The organism is Pseudomonas frederiksbergensis (assembly GCF_003732275.1).
Taxonomy (GTDB): domain Bacteria; phylum Pseudomonadota; class Gammaproteobacteria; order Pseudomonadales; family Pseudomonadaceae; genus Aquipseudomonas; species Aquipseudomonas frederiksbergensis_H.
This window is the reverse complement of record NZ_MOBM01000038.1, coordinates 90957-117934: the sequence shown is the minus strand read 5'-3', so window position 1 is coordinate 117934 and position 26978 is coordinate 90957. Positions and strand designations below refer to the sequence as shown.

The window sequence follows — 26978 nt, the reverse complement described above, 5'->3', positions numbered from 1 at the left end:
GAGCCTCATTTTTTCGACAGGTACAACTGATATGACTGACAACAAAATCGACTCGACACTGATTTCCGGCCAGGAAAGCCTGCGGGTATTCGAAGGCCTCAATCGCGGCATGTCGCGCCGCAGCGCCTTGCAGATGCTCGGCGTGGCAGGTGTCGCCGCAGCGGGTGCCGGTAGCCTGTTCGGCGCCGCCGGCAAATTGTTCGCCGAAGAAGCGGCGACCCCGGGCAAAGGCAAGCCGGGCGGGCGGATTCGCGTCGCCGGCATGTCCAGCTCCACCGCCGATACCCTGGACCCGGCCAAGGGTGCGCTGTCCACCGACTACGTGCGCCACTTCATGTTCTACAACGGCCTGACCCGTTTCGACAGCCATCTGGTGCCGCAACTGGAACTGGCCGAGCGCATCGACAACACCGACGCGACGCTGTGGATCATCACCCTGCGCAAGGACGTGACCTTCCACAACGGCAAAACCCTGAGCGCCGCCGACGTGGTGTACTCGCTGTCGCGCCACAAGGATCCGCTGACCGGTTCCAAGGTCATGCCGCTGATGGCGCAGTTCGAGGAGATCAAGGCCACCGGCACCCACGAAGTGCAGATCCGCCTGAGCGCGCCGAACGCCGAACTGCCGTCGATCCTCGCCGTGTCGCACCTGATGATCGTTCCCGAAGGCACCACCGACTTCAATCAGGGCATCGGCACCGGGCCATTCAAGGTCAAGGAATTCAAACCGGGCGTGCGCTCGATTGCCGCGCGCAACACCGGCTATTGGAAACCGGGCCTGCCGTACCTGGACGAGATCGAGTTCATCGCGATTGCCGACGAACCGTCACGGATCAATGCGTTGCTGTCGGGCGACGTGCACATCATCAACGAGGTCAACCCGCGCTCGACCACGCGGATCAAGGCCAGCACCACCCACCGCGTCGTCGATGCACCGTCGGGCAACTACACGGACCTGATCATCCGTCAGGACCAGATGCCGGGTAAAAGTGCGGAATTCACTCAGGCCATGAAGTACCTGCTGGACCGTGAGCAGGTCAAATCCGCGGTGTTCCGTGGCTTTGCCGTGGTCGGTAACGACCATCCGATTTCCCCCGGTTCGCGCTATTACAACGCCGACCTGCCGCAGCGGGTCTACGACCCGGAAAAAGCCAAATTCCTGCTGAAGAAGGCCGGCATGGAAAGTATCAGCATGCCGCTGATGTGCTCACCGGCCGCGACCGGTTCGGTGGACATCGCCGTGCTGTTGCAGCAATCGGCGAAACAGGCCGGGCTCAAACTCGACGTCAACCGCCTGCCCAGTGATGGCTACTGGTCCAACCACTGGATGAAGCACCCGCTGAGCTTCGGCAACATCAACCCGCGGCCGAACGCCGACGTGATGTTCTCGCAGTTCTTCCAGTCGAGCGCGCCATGGAACGAATCGGGCTGGAAGAACGATCAGTTCGACCAGTTGCTGATGCTCGCCCGCGGTGAAACCGACGACGCCAAGCGCAGCAAGATGTACGCCGACATGCAGGCCCTGGTGCACGACAACAGCGGCATCGGCGTGCCGGTGTTCATCAGCAACATCGATGGCGTCGACCAGCGCATCAAAGGCTACGGCAGCAACCCGTTGGGCGGTTTCATGGGCTACATGTTCGCCGAGCAGATCTGGCTGGATGCTTGATCGGCCGCACACGCGTGTAAGCGGGGATATTGCATGAGGGTAGGGCGATGAATAGCAACACACTGTGGTTGATCGGCCGGCGCCTGGGCGCGGCGGTCGTGACCTTGTTGATCGTGTCCATGGTGGTTTTCGCCATCACGGCGGTACTGCCGGGGGACGCGGCGCAACAGGCTCTCGGGCAATTCGCCACGCCGGAACAGGTGGCGGCCTTGCGCCTGAAACTGGGGTTGGATCAACCCGGTGTGGTGCGTTACCTGCATTGGTTGATGAACCTGCTCAGCGGTGACATGGGGCAGTCGGTGTCCAACGCCATGCCGGTCAGCGACTTGATGGCCGGGCGGGTGCCCAACACGTTGATGCTGGCGGCCGTCACGGCGCTGGTGTCGGTGCCGGTGGCGCTGATCCTCGGCATCGGTTCGGCCATGGGCCGCGGCGGGCGCATCGACAGCTTCCTCAGCTTTGTCACCCTGGCGCTGGTCGCGGTGCCGGAGTTTCTGGTCGCAACCCTGGCGGTGCTGATCTTTGCGGTGAACCTGGGCTGGCTGTCGGCGTTGTCCTATGCCAGCGACATCACCTCACCGCTGCAATTTCTGCGCACCTACGCCTTGCCGGTGATGACGCTGTGCTGCGTGATTGTCGCGCAAATGGCGCGCATGACCCGGGCGGCGGTGATCGATCAACTCGACAGTGCCTATGTGGAAATGGCCCGGCTCAAAGGCGTGAGCCCGATGCGAATCGTCCTGCGCCATGCCTTGCCCAACGCCATCGGGCCGATTGCCAATGCCATCGCCCTGAGCCTGTCCTACCTGCTGGGCGGGGTAGTGATCGTCGAGACCATCTTCAACTACCCCGGCATCGCCAGCCTGATGGTCGATGCGGTGACCAACCGCGACATGGCGCTGGTTCAGGCCTGCACCATGCTGTTTTGTACGGCGTACCTGGGGTTGGTGCTGATTGCCGACCTGTGCGCGATTCTTTCCAATCCGAGGCTGAGAAACCAATGAACGATCTCATTGCGAAATCGGCGCCTGCCGGCCCCGAGCTGGCGCTAGGCAAGGTCTCCCATGGGCCGTCGTGGCTCGGTCTGGTCGGCGCTGCGATGTGTGTGATCTGGTTGCTGGTGGCCATCTTCGGTCCGTGGCTGGCGCCGCACCCGGTGGGCGAAGTGATTTCCGACAACGTCTTCGACAGCCTCAGCGCGGCTTACCCGCTGGGCACCGATTACCTGGGCCGCGACATGCTCAGCCGCATCCTCGTCGGCGCGCGGTTCACCGTTGGCCTGGCGTTGATTTCGGCAGTGCTGGCCAGCACGCTGGGCACCGGATGTGCGTTGCTGTCGGTGGTCTCGCCAAAGTGGCTGGACGAGGTGATCAGTCGTTTGATGGATGCCTTTATCTCCATCCCGAGCAAGATGCTGGCGCTGATCATGGTCTCGGCTTTCGGCTCCTCGGTGCTGTTGCTGATCTGCACCGCGGTGCTGAGTTTCACCCCCGGTGCATTCCGCATCGCCCGCAGCATGGCGGTGAACATCGAAGCGCTGGAATACGTGCAAGTGGCCCGCACCCGTGGCGAACGCCGACTGTACATCGCTTGCGTGGAAATCCTGCCGAACATGCTCAACCCGGTGTTGACGGATCTGGGGCTGCGCTTCGGTTTCATTGTGCTGCTGCTCAGTGGCATGAGCTTCCTCGGCCTGGGTGTGCAACCACCGGATGCAGATCTTGGCTCGCTGGTACGGGAAAATATCGGCGGCCTCAATCAGGGTGCGCCAGCCATCGTGATTCCGGCGCTGGCCATCGGCACCCTGACCATCGGCGTGAATCTGTTCATCGACCGGCTGTCGTCACGGCGTAGTCGACGTGCGGGAGGTCATTGAAATGAGTGATTTGATTCGAGTCGAAGACCTGCGCGTGGTGGCTTGTGGTGAGCGCGGCGAGGTGGAAATCGTCAAGGGCGTGTGCTTCTCCCTGGCAAAAGGTGAAGTGCTGGCGCTGATCGGTGAGTCTGGCTCCGGCAAGACCACCATCGCCCTGGCGTTGCTCGGCTATGCCCGGCGCGGTTGCCGGTTGGCGGGCGGGGTGGTGCAGGTTGGTGAACACGACATGCTGGCGTTGAGCGAAAGCGAGCTGCAAGGTCTGCGCGGTAACCGCGTTTCGTATATCGCCCAGAGTGCCGCCGCCGCGTTCAACCCGGCGAAAAAGCTTATCGACCAAGTAGTGGAGGGCGCCTTGATTCATGGTTTGGGCAGTCGGGCCGCGCTGGAAGCCAAAGCCATCGAACTGTTCCGCGACCTGGCCCTGCCGGACCCTGATCACATCGGCCAGCGTTATCCGCATCAGGTATCCGGCGGGCAGTTGCAACGAGTAATGGCGGCCATGGCGCTGATCAGCGATCCATTGCTGGTGGTGCTCGACGAGCCAACCACTGCCCTCGACGTGACCACCCAGATCGACGTGCTGCGTGCCTTCAAACGCGTGGTCCGCGAGCGTGGGGCGACGGCGGTCTATGTGTCCCACGACTTGGCGGTCGTAGCGCAAATGGCCGATCAGATTGTGGTGCTCAACGGCGGGCAAATCTTCGAGCAGAACGCCACCGCGCCGTTGCTCAAAGCCCCGGCCCATGAATACACCCGCAGCCTGCTGCTGGCTGCCCGCCCGGACACGACAATTCGCCCGCCCTGCGGCATCGCCGAAGAAGCGCCGCTGCTGACCATTCAGGGGCTGACCGCCGGTTACGGCAACAAGAATATGCAAGGCATGCCGGCAATCCGCGTGCTGGAAGACATCGACCTGACCGTGCGCCGGGGCCAGGCCATCGGCGTGATCGGGGAGTCGGGTTCCGGCAAGTCGACCCTGGCGCGGGTGGTGGCCGGGTTGCTGATGCCCGCATTGGGCGGCCTGACGTTCGATGGCCAGCCATTGGGCGGCAGTTTGTCCGAGCGCACTGACGAACAGTTCCGGCGGATTCAGATGGTGTTCCAGAACGCCGACACAGCGCTCAACCCGATGCACAGTGTTGGCACCATTCTGAGTCGTCCGCTGAAGATGTACTTCGGCCTCAAGGGCGCCGCACTGCGCGAGCGTATCGGCGAACTGCTGGACCTGGTGCGCCTGCCGCGGGCCATGGCGGAACGACGCCCGAATGAACTCTCCGGCGGGCAAAAGCAGCGGGTCAACCTGGCCCGGGCCCTGGCGGCCAAACCGGACCTGATCCTTTGCGATGAAGTGACCTCTGCGCTGGACACCGTGGTCGGTGCGGCGATTCTTGAACTGCTGCGCGATCTTCGTCAGCAACTGGGCGTGTCGTATCTGTTCATCAGCCATGACATCTCCACGGTGCGGGCGCTGTGCGACGACATTGTGGTGATGTACAGCGGCCACAAGGTTCAGGCCGGCACTCGGCAGTCTTTCGCGCAGGCACCGTTTCACCCCTACACCGACCTGTTGATCCATTCGGTGCCGGAGCTGCGACAGGGCTGGCTGGAAAACTGCGGCACCACTTGCGGCACGCTGCCGCCGATCGGCGCCAAGGCCAATGTGCCAGAGCTGTGCACCTTCCTCAGTCGCTGCCCGGTGCGGGTCGACGGCCTGTGCAATCGCACCGCGCCGAACCGCCGGATCATCGACGGCGGCAGTGAAATCCTTTGCCATCACGACAGTGCCGAGTTGCGAAAGACTCAGCAGGATTTAACCACCATGACCTTGGGAGCCTACGCATGAGCGGGCGTTTTGTGAGGCTGGCCGAGCAGGGCCGGCCGACAGTCAAACTGACGGTGGACGGTTCGCCCATCGAGGCATTGCGGGGCGATACGCTGATGGTCGCATTGCTGATCCAGGGCAACGCGCTGCGCCAATCGGAATTCGATTCAGGCCGTCGCGCCGGTTTCTGCCTGATGGGCGCGTGCCAGGATTGCTGGGTCTGGACCCGCAGCGGCGAACGCCTGCGTGCCTGCTCCAATGAAGTCCGCGAAGGGCTGGACATCGTCACCACACAACCGGAGGCGATATGGCCACTGCACGGCTGAGCACTCATCGGGTCGTTATCGTCGGGGCCGGGCCGGCCGGCATTCGCTGTGCCGAGACGCTGTTGGCGGCCGGCCTCAAACCGATCCTGATCGACGAGAATCGCCGGGATGGCGGGCAGATCTACCGTCGCCAGCCTGAAGGGTTTACCCGGGACTACGTCACCTTGTATGGCACCGAAGCCGCCAAGGCCAAGGATTTGCACCAGAGCTTCGACCGCTTGCGCGGGCAGATCGACTACCGTCCGGACACCCTTGTGTGGAACCTGACGCCGGGGCAATTGTGCTGCGTCAGTCAGGGCAAGCACTCGACGGTGGATTACGACGAACTGATCCTCTGTACCGGCGCCACCGACCGTTTGATGCCGATTGAAGGCTGGCAGTTGGCGGGTACCTACAGCCTCGGCGGGGCGCAGATCGCACTGAAGTCCCAGGCGGTTTCCATCGGCCACCGCGTGGCGTTCATGGGTAGCGGGCCGTTGCTGTATCTGGTTGCCAGTCAATACGTCAAAGCCGGAGCCACGGTTGCGGCGGTGCTCGATACTTCGCCGCTAAGTAAACGGATCGGCGCCTTGCCCAAGTTGTTGGCGCGGCCGGGGTTGCTGTTCACCGGGATGAAACTGCTGGCGCAGCTTTATCGGGCGAAGATCCCGGTGCACTTGGGGATCAACCCCCTGCAAGTGCTGGGGAACGCCGCCAGCGGGGTCAGTGGTGTGCGGATCAGCACGGCGAAAGGCGAAACCCTGACGATCGATTGCGATGCCGTGGCCTTGGGTTATCACTTGCGCCCGGAAACCCAATTGGCCGACCTGGCAGGTTGCCGCATGCGTTTTGACGAGGCTTCCAGCCAATGGTGGCTGGCCGTCGATGAAGCGGGCCGGACCTCGGTCAGCGGTGTGTATGCCGCCGGGGACGGTTCGAAGATTCGCGGTGCCGATGCCGCCGAGCATGCCGGGCGATTGGTGGCGATGGCGTTGCTGGAAGATTTGCAGCAACCGGTGAACGTCGGGTTGCGCGACGAACAACGGCACGCCTTGGCGGTGATGGATCAGTTTCGCCTCGGCCTGGCCCAGGCGTTTCCCTGGCCTGCGGCGCAAGCCAAAGCGCTACCGGATTCAGCCATCGTCTGCCGCTGCGAGATGATCAGTGCCGGCGAGTTGCGCCGCACCGTGAGCGAGAAGGGCGCCTGTGAAGTCAATCGGGCCAAGGCCTTCAGTCGGGTCGGCATGGGCCGCTGTCAGGGCCGTTATTGCTCCCAGGCCGGGGCCGAAGTGATTGCCGCCGCTGCGGGCGTCAGTGTGCAACAGGTCGGTCGGCAGCGTGGCCAGGCGCCGGTCAAACCCCTTTCGATGCTCACCGAGGAGGTGTCGCCATGACGCTACACAAAGCCGATGTGGTGATTGTCGGCGGCGGCCTGATGGGCTCGGCGGCGGCGTTTTTCCTGCGCCAGCGCGGGCAGTCGGTGATTCTGCTGGAACGCGACCAGATCGGTCAGTACGCCAGCGGGGTGAACTTCGGCAATGTCCGGCGTCAGGGGCGATTTCTCGGTCAACTGGAGTTGGCCAATCGATCCTGGGCGTTGTGGAAACGCCTGCCGGAATTGATCGACGACGACCTCGAGTTCATCGCCAGCGGGCACATGCGCGTGTGTTATCGCGAAGACGAAATCCCTGAGCTGGAAGCCTACGCAGCGGCGCCCGAGGCGGCGCAGCTGGATTTGAAGATCTATCGCGGCGCTGAGCTGCACGAGCGCTTCCCGTTCCTCGGGCCGGATGTGAAGGGCGGTTCCTATGCGCCTCATGATGGCCACGCCAACCCGCGTCTGGCCGCGCCGGCCTTCGCCCGGGCGGCACGACGCCTCGGAGCGCGGATCGAGGAACAGACCGAAGTCGCCGACGTGCAGAAGGTCGGCGGCGAGTTCACGGTGACCACCACCGATGGCCGTCAATTCATCGCCGAGCGCTTGCTGATCACGGCCGGTGCCTGGGGCCAGAAACTCTCGGCGCAGTTCGGCGAACCGGTGCCGCTGGACACCCACGGCCCGCAAATGGCCGTGACCGAACCGGTGCCCTACGCCTTGCCAACGGTGATTGGCGTGTACACCAAAATTCCCGAGGAAGTGATCTACTTCCGGCAAATTCCGCGCGGCAACATCATCATCGGCGGCGGTTACCGGAGCAAACCGGACATGCTCAACCGCCGCGCCTATGTCGAGCCGCGCAGTATTCTCAATCAGATGGACCAGATGCGTCGCCTGCTGCCGGGTGTCGGCAACCTGAACATCATCCGTGTGTGGAGCGGCATCGAAGGCTATCTACCCGATTCCCTGCCGGTGATGGGACCGAGCGGCAACGTTGACGGCTTGTACTACGCGTTCGGCTTCTGCGGTCACGGCTTCCAGCTCGGCCCCGGCGTCGGCGACGTGATGGCTGAACTGATCAGCACCGGCAGCACTAGCACCTCGATTGAGCCGTTCTCCATCCGCCGGTTCGCCCCTTCAGCCGAGCAACGGACAACTGAGCAAAGGAGCAGGGCCTCATGAAACCCCGTGTACTGGAAATTCTCAAACGCCTGATGGCCTTCGACACCGTATCGTCGGAGTCGAACATGGGCCTGATCGAGTACGTGCGCGACCTGTTGCTGAGCAAGGGCATCGAGTCGCTGATCGTCAAGGACGAAACAGGCAAAAAGGCCAATCTGTTCGCCAGCACCGGCCCCAAGGAATTGCCGGGGATTTTGCTGTCCGGGCACACCGATGTAGTGCCGGCAGCGGGGCAGGCCTGGACCTTTCCAGCGTTTCAGGCGACGGTGCAGGACGGGCGGATTTACGGCCGTGGCAGTTGCGACATGAAGGGGTTTATTGCTTTGGCGATCGACGCCATGCTCGATGCCGCCGACCATTCCTTGAGCCGACCGCTTCAAATCGCCCTGTCCCATGACGAAGAGACTGGTTGCGTCGGTGTTCGACGTTTGCTCGACGTGCTACACCTGGCGCCGGTGCGGCCGTTTTTGTGCCTGATCGGTGAGCCGACCAATATGCAGTTCGTGCTGGGGCACAAGGGCAAGGGTTCTTATCGCACTTACTGCCGTGGGCTGGAGGCCCATTCCTCCCTGGCACCGCGTTCGGTCAACGCGATTCACGTGGCGTGCGATTTCATCGCGGCACTGCGCCAGAGCCAGCAGCAACTGCAAGCGCAGGGCGCGCAGGATGCCGACTACGACGTGCCTTATAGCACTGTGCATGTCGGGCAGATTGTCGGCGGCAAGGCGCTGAACATCGTGCCCAACCTGTGCACCCTGGATTTCGAAGTGCGCAACTTGCCGGCGGACAATCTTGATCAGTTCCTGGAACAGATGCGCGAGCGTGCCGAAGTGATCGTGCGCGAGGCGAAAAAGCTGTCCAGTGTCGCAGCGATCGAAATTGAAACGGTCAACGTCTATCCCGGCCTCGATACCCACCCAAGCGTCGAAGCGGTGCGCTTCCTGAAAAACTTTGCCGCCCCGGACACCGGCACCGCCAAAGTCTCGTTCGGCACCGAGGGCGGGTTGTTCAAACAGCGTCTGGATGTGCCCGTGGTGGTCTGCGGCCCGGGCTCGATCGAACAGGCGCACAAGCCGGACGAGTTTATCGAGATCAGCCAGATGGAGGCTGGGGAGCGGTTTCTTGAGGGCCTGCTCGGTTCCCTGAAGTTGTAAAAAATCAAATGTGGGAGCGAGCCTGCTCGCGATTGCAATTTATCAATCAACATCAATGTTGCCTGATCCACCGCTATCGCGAGCAGGCTCGCTCCCACATGGGTTTTGTGTTTGTCTGAAGGGCCATGCCCCTCGGTAGAGCCTGCCGTCCCACCGCAAATTTCAGCATCCAACACTGCCCATCAAACGCTTTCAGCATCCTCATCCGTGGCACCTCCCTAGACTGGAAAGGTCTCGGATCAGGACTCGACCATGCTCAAGAATCGTTTGAAAGACCCCAGCCTTTTGGCAGAACTCGCTTACCTCGACGGTCAGTGGATCGGCGCCGATAACGCCGCAACCCTGGACGTCATCGACCCGGCCACCGGCCAATTGCTCGCCCGAGTCCCGGCCATGCAAGGCGCGGAAACCCGGCGTGCCATCGAAGCTGCCGAACGCGCCTGGCCTGCATGGCGCGCACGCCCGGCGGCGGAACGTGCGGCGCTGCTGGAGCGCTGGTATCTGGCGATGATCGACAACCTCGATGACCTCGCCTTGATCATGACCTGCGAGCAGGGCAAACCGCTGAACGAGGCCAAGGGCGAAATCCGCTACGGCGCCGGCTTCGTCAAGTGGTTCGCCGAAGAGGCCCGCCGGGTCTACGGCGAAACCATGCCGGCCCCCAGTGGCGACCGCCGCCTGCTGACGCTCAAGCAACCGGTTGGCGTGTGCGCCGCCATCACCCCGTGGAATTTCCCCAACGCGATGATCACGCGCAAGTGCGCGCCGGCCTTGGCTGCCGGATGCCCTATCATCGTCAAACCTTCGGACCTGACCCCGCTGTCGGCCCTGGCCCTGGCGGTGCTGGCCGAGCGCGTCGGCATTCCGGCCGGGGTATTCAACGTGTTGACCGGGATGCCCGCCGGCATCGGCGAAGAGCTGACCGGCAACCCGACGGTGCGCAAAATCTCCTTCACCGGCTCCACCGCGGTCGGTCGTCTGCTGATGCGCCAGAGCGCCGAACACATCAAACGCTTGAGCCTGGAACTGGGCGGCAACGCGCCATTCATCGTGTTCGACGACGCCGATCTGGAGCAGGCAGTCGCCGGCATCATGCTCAGCAAATTCCGCAATGCCGGGCAGACCTGCGTCTGCGCCAACCGCATTCTGGTGCAGGACGGCATCTACGAGCGCTTCGCCCAGCGTTTGGTGGAGGAGGTGGGCAAGCTCAAAGTCGGCAATGGCCTTGACGCCGACGTCACCATCGGCCCGCTGATCAATCCGGCAGCGGTGAGCAAGGTCGCCCGGCACATCGACGATGCCCTGAGCCAGGGTGCGCGTTTGCTCTGCGGCGGTATTCCCGAAGGCGACAACCAGTTCGTTCAGCCAACCGTCCTCGGCGACACCCACGCCGGCATGCTCCTGGCCAACGAAGAAACCTTCGGCCCGGTGGCGCCGTTGATGCGTTTTACCGATGAAGCCGAAGCGCTCGCATTGGCCAATGCCACGCCTTATGGTCTGGGCGCCTACTATTTCACTCAGGACTTGCGCCGTTCCTGGCGTTTCGGCGAGGCGCTGGAGTTCGGCATGGTCGGTCTCAACACCGGGATCATTTCCATGGAAGTCGCGCCGTTCGGCGGCATCAAGCAGTCGGGCGTTGGCCGTGAAGGCAGCAAGTACGGCCTGGACGAATACCTTGAAGTCAAAGCCTTCCACATCGGCGGGCTGTGATAACGATTGCACAGCCATTTTGCGAGGCATGATTAATGAGTAAACCATTCAGAATCGCCGCGATTGCCGGCGATGGCATCGGCAAGGAAGTCCTGCCGGAAGGATTGCGGGTATTGGAGCAGGCCGCGAAGAAGTGGCAGCTGGATTTGAGCATCGAAGTGCTCGACTGGGCTCACTGTGATTACTACCTGGAACACGGGCAGATGATGCCCGATGACTGGTTCGAGCAGCTCAAGGGTTTCGACGCCATCTACTTCGGCGCCGTGGGCTGGCCGGACAAGGTGCCGGACCACATTTCCCTGTGGGGCTCGCTGCTGAAGTTTCGCCGCGACTTCGACCAGTACGTGAACATTCGCCCGGTGCGGCTGTTTCCCGGCGTACCGTGCCCGCTGGCCGGACGCAAACCGGGCGACATCGATTTCGTGGTGATCCGCGAGAACACCGAGGGCGAGTATTCCTCGGTCGGCGGCAAGATGTTTGAAGGCACCGAGCATGAATTCGTGCTGCAAGAGTCGGTGTTCACCCGGCGTGGCGTGGACCGGATTCTCAAGTTCGCCTTCGACCTGGCCCAGACCCGACCGCGCAAGCGCCTGACGGCGGCGACCAAGTCCAACGGGATTTCCATCAGCATGCCGTACTGGGACGAGCGCACGGCGTTGATGGCCGCGCAGTACCCGGACATCACCTGGGACAAGCAACACATCGACATCCTCTGCGCGCGTTTTGTGCTGCAACCGGACCGGTTCGATGTGGTGGTGGCGTCGAACCTGTTCGGCGACATCCTGTCCGACCTCGGTCCGGCTTGCGCCGGTACCATCGGCATTGCGCCGTCGGCCAACCTTGATCCCGAGCGGCGTTTTCCGTCGCTGTTCGAACCGGTGCATGGTTCGGCCCCGGACATCTACGGGCGCAACACCGCCAACCCGATCGCCATGATCTGGTCCGGTGCGTTGATGCTGGATTTTCTGGGGAACGGTGATGAGCGCTATCGCGCCGCGCACGACGGGATTCTGCAGGCGATCGAACGGGTGATTGCCGAGGGGCCGATCACGCCGGATCTGGGCGGGAAGGGCTCGACCCAGGAGGTCGGAAAGGCGATTGCAGAAGCGCTTTAAAGACCAAACCAAAGCGGGCAGCGCTAATGCCGGTAAGTTAAAACGCAGAACCTGTGGGAGCGTGGCTTGCCCGCGAAGAACGATGACGCGTAATACCTGAAAAACCGCGGTGCATTCTTCGCGGGCAAGCCACGCTCCCACAGGATTTGCGTCGCTTAGCTTACCGCCAAGGGAGATCAGTCTTCCTTGCGAACCGTGGCCACGTCATCCGCCCGGACTTTCACCTTCGCCCCGGAAATATCTTCGAATTCAAAGAAGCCGTCCTTGGTTTTGGTGTTCGGCATGTCCTTGGTCAAATACTGGGTGCCGTTCTGCAGGGTCACGACCGTTGGCGTCGAGCAGCCGGCCAGGGCCAAAAAGGCCGCTACTGCCAGGGGCAAACCCAGAGTCTTGATATTCATACACACCTCTCATCACTGAATAAAAACAGCGCGGCAGCCTCGCTTGAGGTCAATCGTCGCTGTGCCTCTAACGCGGTTGGTGCGATGGAATGGCAGAAAGTTCGATGGTCACCCGAAAATTGCCGAATAGCGTCGCCACTGATCCTTTTCCGTTTGCACCGGGTGGGGCATAGCTGGTATCTGTACGCATAACCAGTACTCGTTTGCCATGGCCCTTTTGCCCGTGATTGTAAATCCTCTCGATGATCCGTTCTATTACTTGAACAACTTCATGCAAGTGCTTGATTGGCTTGAGCATCGTTATGCCGATGTGTTGAGCGTCGAGGAGCAGGATTTCATCTGCGACTTCAATCGACTGCCCCGCGAGTCCCAGGCCTTGCTGGTCAGACTGGTGATGCGCAAGGGCGTGCATTTCAGGGCCGGTAAATTGAGTTACGTCGAGATCGGCGACATCGACAGCGCTGCGGCGCCGCTGCTGGCATCGGGCTGGATCGATGAGCAGTCGCCATTGCACATCGAGGACTTGTTCGAGGTGTTGCTCAAGGCCGAGATTCTGCAGTGCTTTGGCAGCGCCATCGATCAGCCCAAGGGCAAAAAGACCGATTGGCTGCCGACCCTGAGCGAGCAGTTTCCCGAAGCGCAAAGTTTTGCCCAATGGTGTCCGGCACTGAATGACCGGTTGTTCAGCCTGACCGTCATGGGCCTGTGCGACCGGCTGCGGCTGATGTTCTTTGGCAACCTCTACCAAGACTGGTCGGAGTTCGTGCTGGCCGACCTGGGCATCTTTACCTACGAAAAAGTCGAGTTCTGCACCGAGTCCCGAGGGTTGCGCAGTCGCGAGGACGTCGATGCCTGTCTGTTTCTGCACAGCTATCAGCAGCGTTTCGAGGCCGGTGAAGACGTGGCGGACATTGTCGAGCAGATCAACGGTCTGCCGCTCGACAATCCCTGGCTGCAAAGACGTCGCGGCAAACTGCTGTTCCAGATCGGTCAGCACTGCGAGCGCGTCGCGGATTTTTCCACCTCCCTGAGCCTTTACCGCGAATGCGCCTACCCCGGCGCGCGTCTACGGCTGATTCGCGTGCTGGAGCGCTGTGCTGAATACCAACTGGCGATGGACCTGGCCATCCACGCCGAGCAAGCCCCTGAAAGCGCTGCCGAGCATCAGCATCTATCGCGTGTGCTGCCCAGATTGCGGCGCAAACTGGGCGGGCCGCCGATCAAGCGGCCAGCTCCTCGGGCCATGCAGCGTCTGGACCTGCAACTGCCCAGGCACGATCCGGCGTTGTCGGTGGAGTCTTACGTTCAGGCCCACCTGGCGGACGAGTCGGCGCCGGTGCATTACGTCGAGAACAGCCTGATCAATTCACTGTTCGGGCTGCTGTGCTGGCCGGCAATCTTCGCGCCGTTGCCGGGGGCGTTTTTTCACCCGTTCCAGCGCGGGCCGGTGGACCTGCTCAACGAAGATTTTCATGCGCGGCGCGCGGATCTGTTCCAGGCCTGCCTGGCCGAACTCGATGACGGGCGTTATGTGCAAACGGTTCGCGAGCGTTACAGCGCCAAGTGGGGCGTGCAGTCACCGTTCGTCTTTTGGGGCGTGCTGAGCGAGGAACTGCTGGAGCAGGCACTCGACTGTCTGCCTGCCGAACACCTCAAGCACTGGTTCAATCGACTGTTGCTCGACATCAAGGCCAACCGCGCCGGCATGCCGGACCTGATTCAGTTTTGGCCACAAGACAAAACCTACCGCATGATCGAAGTCAAAGGCCCCGGCGATCGGTTGCAAGACAATCAATTACGCTGGCTGGAATTCTGTCACGAGCACCAGATGCCGATCGCCGTGTGCTACGTGCAATGGGCGGAGCAGGGCGCGTGAGCTACAGCATTGCGGTGCGGGCGCTGTGTGAATTCACCGCCAAGGTCGGCGACCTCGACCTGCGCTTCACCCCGTCACCGACTGCGCTGGAAGGCATCGTCGGGCATCGCACCGTGGCGTCACGGCGCAGCGAGGGTTACCAGAGCGAGGTCGCGCTTGAGGGCCAGTATCGAACCTTGACGGTGAAGGGCCGGGCGGACGGCTACGATCCGGCGCAAAACTGCCTCGAAGAAGTCAAAACCTACCGTGGCGACCTGAGCAAGCAACCGGCCAACCACCGGCAGCTGCATTGGGCGCAGGCGAAGATCTACGGTGGGTTGATGTGCCAGAAACTGCAGTTGGAGCAGATTAATCTGGCGCTGGTGTACTTCGACATCGTCAGCGAAAAGGAAACCTGCCTGGTCGAGACCTTCAGCGCCGCCGAACTACAGCTGTTTTTCGAACACCGTTGCGGGTTGTTCCTGCACTGGGCCGAGCAGGAAATGGCCCATCGCGAAGGGCGCAATCTGGCGGCGCAACAGCTGGCATTTCCTCATACCGATTTTCGTCCCGGGCAACGGCATCTGGCCGAATCGGTGTTCAAGGCTGTCAGCACCGGTCGCTGCCTGATGGCCCAGGCACCGACCGGTATCGGCAAGACGGTCGGCACGCTGTTCCCGATGCTCAAGGCCCTGGCACCGCAACAACTGGACAAGGTGTTTTTCCTTACGGCGAAAACCCCGGGGCGCAAATTGGCGCTGGACGCCGCGCAGGTCATCCTCGACAGCGCCGACGCTCCGCCCTTGCGAGTCCTCGAGATGATCGCCCGGGACAAGGCTTGCGAGCACCCGGACAAGGCCTGCCATGGCGAGTCCTGCCCGTTGGCCCAGGGTTTTTATGATCGTTTGCCCGCCGCGCGTCAGGCCGCCAGCCAACTGAGCCTGCTGAACCAGAGTGCGTTGCGCGAGGTTGCCCTGCAGCATGAGATCTGCCCCTACTACCTCAGCCAGGAAATGGCCCGCTGGGCGGACGTGGTGGTCGCTGACTACAACTACTATTTCGACTTCAGTGCGTTGCTGTTCGGGCTGGCCCAGGCCAATAACTGGAAAGTCGCGGTGCTGGTGGACGAAGCCCACAATCTGGTGGAGCGTGGCCGGCAGATGTACAGCGCCAGCCTCGACCAGGCGACGTTGAACAGCGTGCGAAAAACTGCGCCTGAGCCACTGAAGAGATCCTTGCAACGGGTCAATCGTGAATGGAATGCCCTGCATGATCAGCAACTGAGCCCCTATCAAGCCTACGACAAAGCCCCGGAAAAACTGCTTCAGGCGCTGTCCTTATGCTGCGCGAGCATCGGCGACTACCTCAACGATCACCCTCAGGGTCTGGACAGCGGGTTGCAGAATTTTTACTTCGACATGCTGCAATTCGGCCGCGTGGCTGAACTGTTCGATGAGCATTTCCTGTTCGACATCAGCAAACGCGACCTCGACCGCAAGCGCAACCTGTCGCAGCTGTGCCTGCGCAATGTGGTGCCCGCCGCTTTCATTCGCCCGCGCCTGACTGCTGCGCGTAGCGCCGTGTTGTTTTCCGCCACCCTGAGCCCTCGGCATTACTACGCCGATTTGCTGGGAACACCGGCGAATACAGTCTGGATCGATGTGGAGTCGCCGTTCAGCGCCGAACAGCTGCAAGTGCATATCGTCAGCCAGATTTCGACCCGCTATGTCCATCGTCAGGCATCCCTTGAGCCCATCGTCGAGCTGATCGCCAAACAGTTCACCCAACGCCCCGGTAACTATTTGGCGTTTTTCAGCAGTTTCGATTACTTGCAGCAAGTGGCCCAGTTGCTGGCCGAACGGCATCCGCACATCACGCTGTGGTCGCAGTCCCGGGGAATGGGGGAAGGGCCGCGTCAGGCGTTTCTCGATCAATTCACCGTCCATAGTCAGGGCGTAGGGTTTGCGGTGCTGGGTGGAGCATTCGGCGAAGGCATCGATTTACCCGGCGCGCGGTTGATTGGTGCTTTCATTGCCACCCTGGGGCTGGCGCAACTGAATCCGGTCAACGAACAGATGAAACAGCGCATGGCGGCGATTTTCGGTGCCGGTTATGACTACACCTACCTGTTTCCTGGCGTGCAGAAAGTCGTGCAAGCAGCGGGGCGGGTGATCCGCACCCAGCAGGATCAAGGGGTGGTGATGCTGATCGATGACCGGTTTGGCGAGAGCAAGGTCAAGCAATTGTTGCCGCGCTGGTGGTCAGTTGAATCGACGCATTTTCCTTCTGGCTTGTAGGAATTATTACGTTATAAAACAGCGACATATCTTGAAAGACACGCTCATTTGAACAAACAACGAATCAGCGCTTTATTCAAAAAGGCAGCAATCACTTTCAAGCGAATCTTTGATAAGGAAATCAAGGTATGTCAGCAGCCCCGAATGTAGCCCCGAACTACACTTACACCCCAGACCAAGTCACTGCAGCATTCACTGAAATCACCGCGACGCTGTTCACCGGCATCACTGCCGAGGCAATCCCCAAAATGCTGATCGTTGCCGGACTGCAAGGGTCAGGTAAAACGTATCTGCTGGAAAAAACCCTTCTGCCCTCCAACCGCTATGACAAGTATGTTCGTCTGTATCTACCCGACTACCGAGAAAAACACCCTCAATACGCCGAGATGATCAAACTCGGTGTCCTGCACGCTTATGAGCATACGGAGGCTTTCGTCAGGGAGGTCAGCGCGAAGATCTTCGAGGAGGCATTCAAGCGCAAATACAACATCATCATGGAGTGTGCCTTCGACAGTATCGATTTCGCCGCCTTTCCACCGATGGCAACGGCAGCCGGTTACCAATTCGAGACTCATATTGTTGCCTGCAATCAAGAGTTCGCTCATGCATCGAGCATCAAAAGAGCGCTCAAGAGCCTGGAAAAGCAGGAAATGGAAAGGTTCGTCACGGTGTCGATGCTGAATGCCAGCATGAGTAACGCGCTAGCGATCATCCTGGCCTTCGAAACGGCCGCCAAAGCGGTCAGCGGCTCGCAAATCACCTTGTACGAGCGAGGGTTCGGGGCGTTGAAGGAACGGACCTTGCGCGCTCAAAGTACTTATACCAAAGCCGCCGACGGGAGCTTGACCATCACCGGAACAACGGCGCCTTATATGTACAGCGCTTACGGGACGATCGTAGACAATCACATCTACACCATGAGTGATCGCGACGAAATGATAAAAGAGTGTCATCTGGCACTGCTCAAAACGCAAACCTACGCTGAGCACGTGCCGGACTTTGTCTACAACGATCTATACGCCTATATCGTCAAATACGTGTACCGATAATCCATCGCGCCACTGCGGCATACCAACGTATTGGTTTTTTTGAATTTCCAAACGTGCGGTTTGTCGCATACTCCAGAAGAACAACAACAAGGACAGGGATCCATGAGCGATGACCGGACCAAGACCAATGCCATCGAGGAGATGCGCTTTCGTCTGCTGATCGATGCCGTGGTCGACTACGCGATCTACATGATCGACCCTGACGGCATCATCACCAGTTGGAACGCTGGCGCCAAGCGTTTCAAAGGGTATGAGGAAGCGGAGATTCTCGGTCAGCATTTCTCGCGTTTTTATACCGAGGAGGACCGCAAGGCCGGTTTGCCTCAGCGCGCCCTTGATACCGCTATTCACGAAGGGCGTTTCGAGGGTGAAGGCTGGCGGGTTCGCAAGGACGGCACGCATTTCTGGTCCCACGTCATCATCGATCCCATTCTGGATCCGTCGGGAAAATTGCTGGGTTTTGCCAAGATCACCCGGGATTTGACCGACCGCAAAATGGCCGAAGAAACCCTCAAACAAAGTGAGCAGCAGTTCCGGCTACTGGTGCAGAGCGTCACCGACTACGCCATCTACATGCTCGCCCCGGATGGACGTTTGACCAACTGGAATCTGGGGGCTCAGCGAATCAAGGGATATCGCCCCGAAGAAGTGATCGGCCAGCATTTCTCGATGTTTTACACCCCTGAAGACCGCGAAGCCGGTGAACCGCAACGGGCGCTGGCGATTGCTACGCGCGAGGGGCGATTTGAAAACAAGGCCTGGCGCGTACGCAAGGATGGCACACGGTTTTTTGCGCATGTTGTCGTCGATCCGATTTGGGGCGACACCGGTACGTTGCTTGGATTTGCCAAGATCACTCGGGACATCACCGAGGTCACCCAAGCCCAGCAAGCGCTTGAAAAAACCCGCGAAGCGTTGTTTCAGGCGCAGAAAATGCAGGCCATCGGTCAACTCAGCGGGGGGATTGCCCACGACTTCAATAATCTGCTGACCGTTATCCTTGGCAATCTGGAAGTCGTTCGCAAACGTGCGGCGGACGACCCGAGAATTACCCGTTTGCTCGACAACGCCACTCAAGGCGCCTTGCGTGGTGTTTCCTTGACCCAGCGCATGCTGGCATTTGCCAGGCGTCAGGAGCTCAAGACCGAATCCGTCGAAATCCCGACTCTGATTCAGGGGATTACCGGGCTATTGCGCAGCTCTCTGGGGCCTTCGGTGAGCATAGAAACGCGCTTTGCGCCTGGACTTGAACCGGTCATGGCCGACGTCAATCAGCTCGAACTGGCGGTACTGAACCTGGCGACCAACGCCCGCGATGCCATGCCCGACGGTGGGAAACTTGTCATCAGCGCACAGACCGAAGAGATCTGCGATCAGGCGAAATTAGCCTTGGCGCCAGGCCGCTATGTCTGCCTGAGTGTCACGGATATAGGGGAGGGCATGGATGACGCTACCCTGGCGTCGGCAATGGACCCTTTCTTCACCACAAAAGGCGTCGGCAAAGGCACTGGCCTGGGGTTGTCGATGGTTCACGGGTTTACTGAACAACTGGGTGGACGCTTCATTCTGAAAAGCCAGAAGGATATCGGCACCACCGCCGAACTCTGGTTACCCGTTGCGCTAGCCGATTCGACCACCGAACCCGCTATTGAGGAGGCCGTCATGTCGCGGGTGCCTCGTTTGTGTGTATTGGTCGTGGACGACGACAGTCTGGTGTTGACCAGTACCAGCCTGTTGCTTGAGGACCTGGGCCATCGGGTGATCAGTGCAGCGTCCGGCGCACAGGCACTGGGGCTGTTCGACAGCGAGCACGATTTTGACCTGGTCATTACGGACATGGTCATGCCCAAGATGAGTGGCGCTCAATTGGCGCAGGCTATTCGGGTGATAAGACCACACCTGCCGATCATCCTCGCTACCGGTTACGCCGAGCGCCTGGAAGGCTTCGCGGCCAGACTTCCACGCCTGTCCAAGCCTTTTACCCAACTTAATCTGGTGGAAGTCATTGCCTTGGCGATGAAGTGACACCTTCCATTCGGGGCATGGTGGTGCTCCTTTGTGGCGAGCGAGCTTGCTCGCGCCGGGCTGCGCAGCGGCCCCAAAAATCTGACAACCATTGCCGATTTTTTGTGAGTGCTACGCACTCAAGCGGGAGAAAGCTCTCTCACCACAGGTTTCTCACTGACTCAAGACTCTCGTAAGTATCGCCGGGCTTTGCTATTCCCCCATCAAGCAGCGAGATTGGGCACGCCCAGCTCTTTTTTGTATCGGGCTTTCAGGCTTTCCATCTCTGCACCCAATTCGTCGAGCGTCGTTTTGCCCAGCAGTTTTTTGGCCTGAGGAAACATTTCCTTTTCCTCTTCTTCAATGTGATGTTCCAGCAACTCCTTGACCACTTTCACTCGACCGGCAAATTCGACGGTAGAGGGATCAGTGGTTTTCAGGTCGGGAAGCACCAGCGTATCGACGGTGCGATGTTCTTCCTTGGCTTCGTAATACATGATGTCCTGCTCCTTGCCGCCGGCTTTTTTATACGCCGGATACAAGACTTCCTCTTCCAGACGGGTATGGATCTTGATTTCCATTTCCAGTTTGGCCAGCAACTCGGTGCGCTTTTTAACCCCACGCTCGGTGGACTCACTCAACTGGGCCAGGATGCCTTTTACGCGTTCATGGTCGGCTTTCAACAGCTCAATGGCGTTCATGGTCAAACCTCTTGTTTAGTCACGGGTCATGCGCAAACGGTCTTCCTGCCGTTGTCGCTCACACTGCTGGAGCATTTCTCGTGCCTGTTTCAAGGATTACCAAAAAGCCATAAAAAACAGTGGGATGCGATCGAATAGAAACGACGTTTGTCGTGCAACCTGCATGAATATTCGTTGCTGCTCAATGCAGGTTGACCGAAGGAGGAAACCGTCAGACGTCCTGCTGATTGCGCCGCTCATAACGAGCCAGCATCGGTTGAGTACTGATGCCATGCGCCAGAATGCTCAGCGCCACCACCGACAACGTCAGGTCGGTGCACAGCGTTGCCGCCGCCGGACCGAGGTCATGGTTCAAGGCGTAGAACAGGTAATAAAAGCTCCCGATCCCGCGAATCCCGAACCAGCCGATCAACAACCGCTGACGGCTGTCCAGCAAGCGCCCCCACGGCATGAGCCATACGCACAAGGGCCGAATGGCACAGAACAACACCAGCGCTACCACCAACGCTCGCCAATCCCAGTGGCCCACCAGCACCACGCCCAGCAGGGTGACCAGAAACACTTCCATGGCGCGTTCCACCAAACTGCCGAATGCCAGCATGTCGCCCATCATGATGCCGGCCGCGACTTGGGTTTCTGGCAGATTCGCCACATCGCCGTGGACGGCGGCCTCAGGTTCGACGTTCTGGTGACCGACCACCGGTTGCACCAGATGCTCGGCGGGCATCTGGGCGTCACCGGTGGATTTGACTTCGGCCTGCCGCAACCCAAGGCCGGCGGCGAATACCGACAAAAAGCCATAGGCATGTATCTCCTCGGCCGCGACATAAGCGAGGGCGATCAGGGCCAGGGTCAGGTAATCGTTGGGAGAAATGGTGCTGTCGGCATTGCGGATGCGCATCGACAAGGTCAAGCGACCGATGCCGTGGCCCATCCAGTAACCGGTGAACAAACCGGCAGGCACGGCCCACAGCACACTTTTCAATGCCCACTCACCGAGCCAGGCCTCGCTATTGCCGCTCTGTTGCACAAACAACAAACCGAGGATCACGAAGGGGAAGGCGATGCCGTCGTTGAGGCCCGCCTCACCGGAGAGCCCGAAACGCACCGAATCGTAATCCCTGGCGTCGTTGACCTGCACCAGCGAGGCCAGTACCGGATCGGTGGGGGCCAGAATCGCCCCGATCAGCAGCGACGGCCCCCAGGCCACGGCGAAGCCGTAATGCAGCAACAGGCCCACGCCAATGATGGTCAGGATCATCACCGGTCCCGCCAGGCCAAACGCTATTCGCCATTGGCGATCCTTGAGCGGCAGGCGCAATTTGAGTCCGCAGACAAACAGCGAAAAGAGCACCGCGACCTCAGTCAGGTGCTCCATCCAGACCGCCGCGTCCTTGATGTCCAGCTTCAGCCAGCCCAGGCCCGCCGGACCGATTGCCACGCCCAGCGCCAGGCACACCGCCGACGTGGTCACCGGCATCCAGCGCAGATAGGACGAGGTCAGTGCCAGGGTCAGCAGCACCGCACCCAACACCGCCACCCATACAATGAAGCTCATGCCCGGTTCTCGGAGGTGTGCCGCCGACCGCCGGCGGATGGCGGAATCAGGAGAGTCACACGCCGGTCACGCGCACGTACTCAGGCCCCAGATAGTTGAACCAGAGCAGAATCATCTCCACCAGGATAGTCACCAGCACCAATAGCCCGACGCCCCATACGCTCGCCGCATTCAGCAAGCCTTCCTCTTTGCGCTCGTGCATGAAGATCGGCAAACCGACGAACAGCAGAAACGTCGAATAGAGGGAGGCGGCCCCCAGGACGGTGATCGCCAGCCAGCGGCTCGGGTAGAGCCCGGCGATACCTGCGAGGAAGAACGGGGTGACGGTGTAGGCGGCAAAACCGATGCACTGATTGACGTTGGGGCGTGAGTCGAAGGTGCGCGACATCCAGCGGATGAACAGCCCCATCAGCACCACGCCGGCAATAATGCTCAGGTACAGCAGCCCGCAGAGTTGCAGGGCGCTGGTGGTACTGAGCTTGACCGTTTCGTTCTCGGCCAGGCTCCAGCCGACGTAGGTGGTCCCGATAAACAGGCACACGGCGGGGATCAGGGCGAGCAACAGCAAATGAGCGAGGTAATGGCGCGGATGCGCTTCCTCTTCCTTACGAATATCTGTCCAGACGAAATTGGGCTGAGTGAACAGCCTGACGAAAGGTGCGGACATGACGACCTCCAGATAGCGAGCGGCCCGGCATAGGGGCCCCTAGAAGTATTGAGGTGCATCCATCGCCGGGGGTTCATTTTTTATCAGGGGCGTCATGGGCGGTCTGCCCGAGGGAATGTTTGCAAGCGTCGAAGGTCAACCGAGCAGTTCCTCTTGCTGGATGCCTGGTCATGAGCGTCAGCCAAACCGTCGTCGAATATTTGCGGCAACACAAGTTGCGTCTGACAACGGCCGAGTCCTGTACTGCCGGAAAGATTGTGACCTTGCTGGCCGAAGTGCCGGGCAGCGGGGATCTGATCGAGAGCGGCTACGTGGTTTATTCCCCCGAAGCGAAACAACGGTTGCTCAACGTCAGTCCCCTTACGATCAAAACCTTCAACCTGACCAGTTGCGAAGTGGCTCGCGAAATGGCCTTGGGGGCCTTGCTCGACAGTCCCGCCAATGTTGCCGTGGCCACCACCGGCATCCTGGGGCCGGAGGATGTCGACGGGATTCCGGCCGGCACCATCTGTTTCGCCTGGGCGTACCAGACTGAGCAAGGGAAGCGCGTATTCACTCACCAGCACCGGTTTTTCGGATCCCGCAGCAAGGTTCAGTTACTGGCCGCAGAACATGCCTTGAAGCGGGTGTCGTTTTTTCATAAACGTGCGCTAGCCGGTGAACAAGATCAGGTAAATCAATGAACGACGAATCCCGCCGCACCGAATACCACAGCCGCGATTTTCCGGTGCGCGAAGACATGGCGTATCAGGTCAAGGTCTGGCGATTCGAGCGCTGGGGCTGGTATGTGTTGGTGCTGCTGGTGGTGCTGGCCTTGCTCGGTTTGTTTTCACGCGGCCCGCTCAGCTCCCGGGACGTTCATGGCAGCGATGGCAAGGTACGGGTGGAGTACGAGATGTTCCACCGTCATGGCTCGACCAATCCGATGAAGCTCAGCGTGATCGGCCAGCCGGATGCCACGGTTGAACTGGAGCTGACTGGAGAACTGCTGGAAGGCTTCGACATCGAAACCCTGCAACCGGAACCTGTGCGTGCACTCAGTGGCGAGCAGGGCATGAAACTGTGGGTGCAAACCGACGCGCAAGGGCAGGCCAGCCTTTACCTGACGTTGCGCGGGGATGGGCTGGGACTGTTTCGCAGCCGTATCGCCTCGCCCGGTGCCGCCCCCGTCAAGGTGGATCAATTCATTTTCCCTTAGGTGACTTATGGATTCGGTATTGCGCGCGGCCGTGATGTACCTGGCGTTGATGGTGCTGTTCAAGATCGCCGGTCGGCGCTCGCTGGCCGAACTGACGACGTTTGATTTCGTGCTGCTGATGATCATCGGCGAGGCGACGCAACAGGCGCTGTTGGGCAATGATTTTTCCCTGACCAATTCGATGCTGGTGATCGTTACGCTGATTGCCATTGACGTCGGGCTTTCATTGCTCAAACAGCGCTCGCAATGGGTGCAGCGGCTGATCGATGGTGGGCCGACGATCATCGTCGAGAACGGCAAGATCCTGCACAAACGCCTGCGTCATGCGCGACTGGTCGAAGCGGATGTCATGGAGGCCGCGCGTTCGAGCCAGGGTATTGAAACCCTTGAGCAGATCAAATTCGCCATCATCGAGCGCAACGGCAAGATTTCGGTGATTGCTCAAGAGCCCTGATTCACCGCGATCCCCGTAGGAGCTGCCGAAGGCTGCGATCTTTTGATCTTGCTTTCGCTGACATCAAAATCAAAAGATCGCAGCCTTCGGCAGCTCCTACAGGGGCCGAACGCAGGCCAGGCCAGCAGCATCAAAGCATCGGCTTGCCACCCGTGACGCCATACCGTTGCCCGGTGATGTAGCTGGCTTCATCCGAGGCCAGCAGCACATAAATCGGCGCGACTTCCACCGGTTGACCGGGACGGCCGAGCGGGGTTTGCGATCCGAAGTTTTGCACTTCTTCATCGGGCATGGTCGAGACAATCAGCGGCGTCCAGATCGGCCCCGGTGCCACGCTGTTTACCCGAATGTTTTTCGGGCCGAGCATCTGCGCCAGGCCGCCGGTGAAGTTGGCAATCGCGCCCTTGGTGGTCGCGTAGGCCAGCAATGTCGGCTTGGGCATGTCGGAGTTGATCGAGCTGGTGTTGATGATCGAACTGCCGGGCTTCATGTGCTTGAGCGCGGCCTGACAGAGCCTGAACATGGCCGTGACGTTCACATCGAAGGTCATCACCCATTCTTCGTCCGGGATGTCCTCGATGTTTTCGTGGGTCATCTGAAACGCGGCGTTGTTGACCAGAATGTCGATCCGGCCAAAGCGCTCGACCGTTTTGTCGATCAGCGCCTGGCAGTGCGCTTTCTGCGCCACATCACCGGGCAGCAGCAGGCATTGACGACCGGCCTGTTCGACCCAGCGCGCGGTTTCCTGCGCGTCTTCAGTTTCATTCAAGTAGGCAACCACCACATCCGCGCCTTCCCGGGCGAATGCAATCGCCACCGCACGGCCGATGCCACTGTCGGCCCCGGTGATCAGGGCGATCTTGCCCTCCAGCCGACCCGAACCTTTGTAGCTCTGCTCGCCACAATCCGGGTAAGGGTCCATTTTCGTTTGAACCCCGGGGACTGGCTGGCTTTGTTTGGGGAAGGGTGGTTTTGGATAGTCAGTCATCGGGAAATCTCCTCTGTTCAAGGCAAAAGACTCAAGCGCCACAAGCGCTCGTTGAGGGTTGACCCCGGTCTTTTGTCTTGAGTTCGGTTGGATTTCCGCAATCCACAAAAGCACACAAATCCCTTGTGGGAGCGGGCTTGCTCGCGAAGACTGCCTTACAGTCAAGAGGGATGTCGCCTGACACTCCGCCTTCGCGAGCAAGCCCGCTCCCACATTTGATCCTTGTTGTTCTTGAGTTCGTGAAAGAGTCAGCGGTTACGCAAACTACGCTCCATCCGCGCGATTCCTTCCTCCAGCAGCGCCCGCGGGCAGCCGAAGTTCAAGCGCACGAACTGCCGGGCGTTATCGCCGAAATCCAGCCCTGCGCTCAGCCCGACCTTGGCCTGTTCGAGGAAGAATTGCTGCGGGTTATCCAGCCCCAGCGCCGTGCAGTCGAACCACGCCAGGTAAGTGCCCTGAGGAATGTTCATGGTCACACCCGGCAACCGCGTGCGAACCGCCTCCACCAGATAATCCCGATTGCTTTGCAGGTAGGCCATGAGTTCAGCCAGCCACGGACCGCCTTCGCTGTAGGCGACGCGGGTGGCTTCCAGGCCCAGCGGGTTGACGCTGTCGACCATGCCGCAACGGGCGCTGTTGACCCGATGGCGCAGCGCCGCGTCTTGAATGATCATGAACGCCGTCTTCAAACCGGCGATGTTGTAGGCCTTGCTCGCCGACATCAGGGTGATGGTGTGCTTGGCGATCTGCGGGCTGAGCGAGGCGGTCGGAATGTGTACGCGCCCGTCGAAGCACAGTTCGGAATGGATCTCGTCGGAGATGATCCAGGCGTCCTGCTCCAGGCAAATGTCGGCGACCGCTTGCAGTTCCTCGCGCGGGAAGACCTTGCCCAGCGGGTTATGCGGGTTGCTCAGCAACAGCGCGCCGCCCCCTTGCAGCGCCTGGCGCAAGGCTTCGAGTGGCGTCGCGTACGTACCATCGGCCAACGCGTCGAAGTCCAGCTCGACCTTGTTCAACTGCCAGTGGCCCGGTGCATGGCGCAGCGGCGGGTAGTTTGGCGTCTGCACGACCACGTTCTGCTGCGGCTGAACCAGCGCATGCAGGGCCATGTTGAAACCCGACTCGATACCCGGCAGGAATATCAGCTCTTGAGGTTGCACACGCCAGGCGTACTTGTTCCAGAGGTCGGCGACGATGGCGTCACGCAAGTCATCCTGAGCCACGCTGTAACCGAGCATCGGGTGTTCCAGGCGTTTTTGCAGCGCCTGAATGATCGCTGGTGGCGCGGCAAAGTCCATGTCGGCGACCCACATCGGCAACACGTCGGCCGGGTAGCGGCTCCATTTGGTACTGCCGGTGCCATGGCGGTCGAACACCTGATCAAAATCGAAAGTCATGCTCAGTCTCATAAAAGGCAGGGGGTTAATCCGGCGGCCATGATAAGCGCCAACCTTGATCGCTGGCGAATTGCGCAACAGAGCATGACCGGCAAGCCGCCGACGGTCGGTTTTCAGACGGCGCACGGCAACATTGTCTAAAGTTCTAAGTGGCGGTAGATAGGTTACCGTCACCGTGATCGTCCAGAAAAACCCGGC

Annotated in this window: 23 protein-coding genes; 17 read left to right on the top strand and 6 right to left on the bottom strand. The window is 60.3% G+C overall.

The features are described from left to right. Positions 1-31: 31 nt before the first annotated feature. From BK662_RS19845 to BK662_RS19800, 10 genes are all read left to right on the top strand, one after another. The gene (locus BK662_RS19845; protein WP_123359466.1) at positions 32-1669 is read left to right on the top strand and encodes an ABC transporter substrate-binding protein; all 1638 of its coding nucleotides are present in this window, start codon (positions 32-34) and stop codon (positions 1667-1669) included. 47 nt (positions 1670-1716) lie between these two features. Continuing rightward, positions 1717-2673 (top strand): ABC transporter permease, encoded by a 957-nt coding sequence (locus BK662_RS19840; RefSeq protein WP_123359465.1) that lies wholly within the window; start codon positions 1717-1719, stop codon positions 2671-2673. After that, entirely contained in the window at positions 2670-3545 is an 876-nt protein-coding gene (locus BK662_RS19835) for an ABC transporter permease (RefSeq protein ID WP_123359464.1), read from the top strand. The genes BK662_RS19840 and BK662_RS19835 overlap by 4 nt, the downstream gene beginning before the upstream one ends. A 1-nt stretch (position 3546) precedes the next feature. Further along, complete coding sequence (locus tag BK662_RS19830; protein WP_123359463.1) at positions 3547-5388, top strand: ABC transporter ATP-binding protein; 1842 nt, start codon at positions 3547-3549, stop codon at positions 5386-5388. Then, on the top strand, positions 5385-5693 hold the full coding sequence (locus tag BK662_RS19825; RefSeq protein ID WP_123359462.1) for a (2Fe-2S)-binding protein: 309 nt from the start codon (positions 5385-5387) through the stop codon (positions 5691-5693). The genes BK662_RS19830 and BK662_RS19825 overlap by 4 nt, the downstream gene beginning before the upstream one ends. Further along, complete coding sequence (locus BK662_RS19820; protein ID WP_123359461.1) at positions 5675-7066, top strand: FAD/NAD(P)-dependent oxidoreductase; 1392 nt, start codon at positions 5675-5677, stop codon at positions 7064-7066. Before BK662_RS19825 ends, BK662_RS19820 begins: the two co-directional genes overlap by 19 nt. Then, positions 7063-8232 carry an NAD(P)/FAD-dependent oxidoreductase gene (locus tag BK662_RS19815; protein WP_123359460.1) on the top strand — a complete coding sequence of 390 codons (1170 nt, stop codon included), beginning with the start codon at positions 7063-7065 and terminating at the stop codon, positions 8230-8232. Before BK662_RS19820 ends, BK662_RS19815 begins: the two co-directional genes overlap by 4 nt. Continuing rightward, positions 8229-9386: an acetylornithine deacetylase gene (argE, locus tag BK662_RS19810; protein WP_123359459.1), complete on the top strand. Its 1158-nt coding sequence runs from the start codon at positions 8229-8231 to the stop codon at positions 9384-9386. Before BK662_RS19815 ends, argE begins: the two co-directional genes overlap by 4 nt. A gap of 252 nt (positions 9387-9638) precedes the next feature. Further along, positions 9639-11096 carry an NAD-dependent succinate-semialdehyde dehydrogenase gene (locus BK662_RS19805; protein ID WP_123359458.1) on the top strand — a complete coding sequence of 486 codons (1458 nt, stop codon included), beginning with the start codon at positions 9639-9641 and terminating at the stop codon, positions 11094-11096. A gap of 35 nt (positions 11097-11131) precedes the next feature. Beyond that, positions 11132-12211 (top strand): tartrate dehydrogenase, encoded by a 1080-nt coding sequence (locus tag BK662_RS19800; RefSeq protein WP_123359457.1) that lies wholly within the window; start codon positions 11132-11134, stop codon positions 12209-12211. A 176-nt stretch (positions 12212-12387) separates the two neighbouring features. On the opposite strand, the gene BK662_RS19795 is transcribed toward BK662_RS19800, so the two are convergent. Further along, complete coding sequence (locus BK662_RS19795) at positions 12388-12612, bottom strand: YgdI/YgdR family lipoprotein (protein ID WP_008012287.1); 225 nt, start codon at positions 12610-12612, stop codon at positions 12388-12390. 208 nt (positions 12613-12820) lie between these two features. Between BK662_RS19795 and BK662_RS19790 the strand changes: the two genes are divergently transcribed. From BK662_RS19790 to BK662_RS19775, 4 genes are all read left to right on the top strand, one after another. Then, on the top strand, positions 12821-14488 hold the full coding sequence (locus tag BK662_RS19790) for a VRR-NUC domain-containing protein (protein WP_123359456.1): 1668 nt from the start codon (positions 12821-12823) through the stop codon (positions 14486-14488). Next, positions 14485-16764, top strand: coding sequence for an ATP-dependent DNA helicase (locus BK662_RS19785; RefSeq protein ID WP_123359455.1), 2280 nt, complete (start codon positions 14485-14487; stop codon positions 16762-16764). The genes BK662_RS19790 and BK662_RS19785 overlap by 4 nt, the downstream gene beginning before the upstream one ends. Positions 16765-16892: 128 nt before the next feature. Then, positions 16893-17813, top strand: coding sequence for a zeta toxin family protein (locus BK662_RS19780; RefSeq protein WP_123359454.1), 921 nt, complete (start codon positions 16893-16895; stop codon positions 17811-17813). Positions 17814-17915: 102 nt separating this feature from the next. Further along, entirely contained in the window at positions 17916-19838 is a 1923-nt protein-coding gene (locus tag BK662_RS19775; RefSeq protein WP_123359453.1) for a hybrid sensor histidine kinase/response regulator, read from the top strand. Positions 19839-20041: 203 nt separating this feature from the next. On the opposite strand, the gene BK662_RS19770 is transcribed toward BK662_RS19775, so the two are convergent. From BK662_RS19770 to BK662_RS19760, 3 genes are all read right to left on the bottom strand, one after another. Continuing rightward, entirely contained in the window at positions 20042-20518 is a 477-nt protein-coding gene (locus BK662_RS19770; protein WP_123359452.1) for a PA2171 family ribosome-binding persister protein, read from the bottom strand. A gap of 211 nt (positions 20519-20729) precedes the next feature. Continuing rightward, positions 20730-22076: a cation:proton antiporter gene (locus BK662_RS19765; RefSeq protein WP_123359451.1), complete on the bottom strand. Its 1347-nt coding sequence runs from the start codon at positions 22074-22076 to the stop codon at positions 20730-20732. 55 nt (positions 22077-22131) lie between these two features. Further along, entirely contained in the window at positions 22132-22743 is a 612-nt protein-coding gene (locus tag BK662_RS19760; RefSeq protein WP_123359450.1) for a Yip1 family protein, read from the bottom strand. Positions 22744-22913: 170 nt separating this feature from the next. Here BK662_RS19760 and BK662_RS19755 point away from each other — a divergent pair, with 170 nt between their 5' ends. From BK662_RS19755 to BK662_RS19745, 3 genes are read left to right on the top strand one after another with little or no spacing between them, the layout of a single operon-like run. Next, positions 22914-23426, top strand: a complete 513-nt coding sequence (locus BK662_RS19755) for a CinA family protein (RefSeq protein WP_123359449.1) — start codon at positions 22914-22916, stop codon at positions 23424-23426. Continuing rightward, positions 23423-23941, top strand: coding sequence for a hypothetical protein (locus BK662_RS19750; RefSeq protein WP_123359448.1), 519 nt, complete (start codon positions 23423-23425; stop codon positions 23939-23941). Before BK662_RS19755 ends, BK662_RS19750 begins: the two co-directional genes overlap by 4 nt. 7 nt (positions 23942-23948) lie before the next feature. Then, positions 23949-24395: a DUF421 domain-containing protein gene (locus tag BK662_RS19745; RefSeq protein WP_123359447.1), complete on the top strand. Its 447-nt coding sequence runs from the start codon at positions 23949-23951 to the stop codon at positions 24393-24395. A gap of 130 nt (positions 24396-24525) precedes the next feature. Here BK662_RS19745 and BK662_RS19740 read toward each other — a convergent pair whose 3' ends face one another. Both BK662_RS19740 and BK662_RS19735 read right to left on the bottom strand, forming a co-directional pair. After that, the gene (locus BK662_RS19740) at positions 24526-25383 is read right to left on the bottom strand and encodes an SDR family oxidoreductase (protein WP_123359446.1); all 858 of its coding nucleotides are present in this window, start codon (positions 25381-25383) and stop codon (positions 24526-24528) included. Between the two features lie 248 nt (positions 25384-25631). Continuing rightward, a complete protein-coding gene (locus tag BK662_RS19735) occupies positions 25632-26780 on the bottom strand; it encodes a MalY/PatB family protein (RefSeq protein ID WP_123359445.1) in 1149 nt (382 codons plus the stop codon). Between the last annotated feature and the right edge of the window lie 198 nt (positions 26781-26978).

Coding starts and splice junctions, on each gene's coding strand:
- BK662_RS19830 (WP_123359463.1), top strand. CDS start 3,547: ATGAGTGATTTGATTCGAGTCGAAGACCTGCGCGTGGTGGCTTGTGGT.
- BK662_RS19840 (WP_123359465.1), top strand. CDS start 1,717: ATGAATAGCAACACACTGTGGTTGATCGGCCGGCGCCTGGGCGCGGCG.
- BK662_RS19735 (WP_123359445.1), bottom strand. CDS start 26,780: ATGACTTTCGATTTTGATCAGGTGTTCGACCGCCATGGCACCGGCAGT.
- BK662_RS19775 (WP_123359453.1), top strand. CDS start 17,916: ATGAGCGATGACCGGACCAAGACCAATGCCATCGAGGAGATGCGCTTT.
- BK662_RS19745 (WP_123359447.1), top strand. CDS start 23,949: ATGGATTCGGTATTGCGCGCGGCCGTGATGTACCTGGCGTTGATGGTG.
- BK662_RS19780 (WP_123359454.1), top strand. CDS start 16,893: ATGTCAGCAGCCCCGAATGTAGCCCCGAACTACACTTACACCCCAGAC.
- BK662_RS19805 (WP_123359458.1), top strand. CDS start 9,639: ATGCTCAAGAATCGTTTGAAAGACCCCAGCCTTTTGGCAGAACTCGCT.
- BK662_RS19750 (WP_123359448.1), top strand. CDS start 23,423: ATGAACGACGAATCCCGCCGCACCGAATACCACAGCCGCGATTTTCCG.
- BK662_RS19820 (WP_123359461.1), top strand. CDS start 5,675: ATGGCCACTGCACGGCTGAGCACTCATCGGGTCGTTATCGTCGGGGCC.
- BK662_RS19845 (WP_123359466.1), top strand. CDS start 32: ATGACTGACAACAAAATCGACTCGACACTGATTTCCGGCCAGGAAAGC.
- BK662_RS19770 (WP_123359452.1), bottom strand. CDS start 20,518: ATGAACGCCATTGAGCTGTTGAAAGCCGACCATGAACGCGTAAAAGGC.
- BK662_RS19795 (WP_008012287.1), bottom strand. CDS start 12,612: ATGAATATCAAGACTCTGGGTTTGCCCCTGGCAGTAGCGGCCTTTTTG.
- argE (WP_123359459.1), top strand. CDS start 8,229: ATGAAACCCCGTGTACTGGAAATTCTCAAACGCCTGATGGCCTTCGAC.
- BK662_RS19765 (WP_123359451.1), bottom strand. CDS start 22,076: ATGAGCTTCATTGTATGGGTGGCGGTGTTGGGTGCGGTGCTGCTGACC.
- BK662_RS19835 (WP_123359464.1), top strand. CDS start 2,670: ATGAACGATCTCATTGCGAAATCGGCGCCTGCCGGCCCCGAGCTGGCG.
- BK662_RS19800 (WP_123359457.1), top strand. CDS start 11,132: ATGAGTAAACCATTCAGAATCGCCGCGATTGCCGGCGATGGCATCGGC.
- BK662_RS19825 (WP_123359462.1), top strand. CDS start 5,385: ATGAGCGGGCGTTTTGTGAGGCTGGCCGAGCAGGGCCGGCCGACAGTC.
- BK662_RS19755 (WP_123359449.1), top strand. CDS start 22,914: ATGAGCGTCAGCCAAACCGTCGTCGAATATTTGCGGCAACACAAGTTG.
- BK662_RS19740 (WP_123359446.1), bottom strand. CDS start 25,383: ATGACTGACTATCCAAAACCACCCTTCCCCAAACAAAGCCAGCCAGTC.
- BK662_RS19790 (WP_123359456.1), top strand. CDS start 12,821: ATGGCCCTTTTGCCCGTGATTGTAAATCCTCTCGATGATCCGTTCTAT.
- BK662_RS19815 (WP_123359460.1), top strand. CDS start 7,063: ATGACGCTACACAAAGCCGATGTGGTGATTGTCGGCGGCGGCCTGATG.
- BK662_RS19760 (WP_123359450.1), bottom strand. CDS start 22,743: ATGTCCGCACCTTTCGTCAGGCTGTTCACTCAGCCCAATTTCGTCTGG.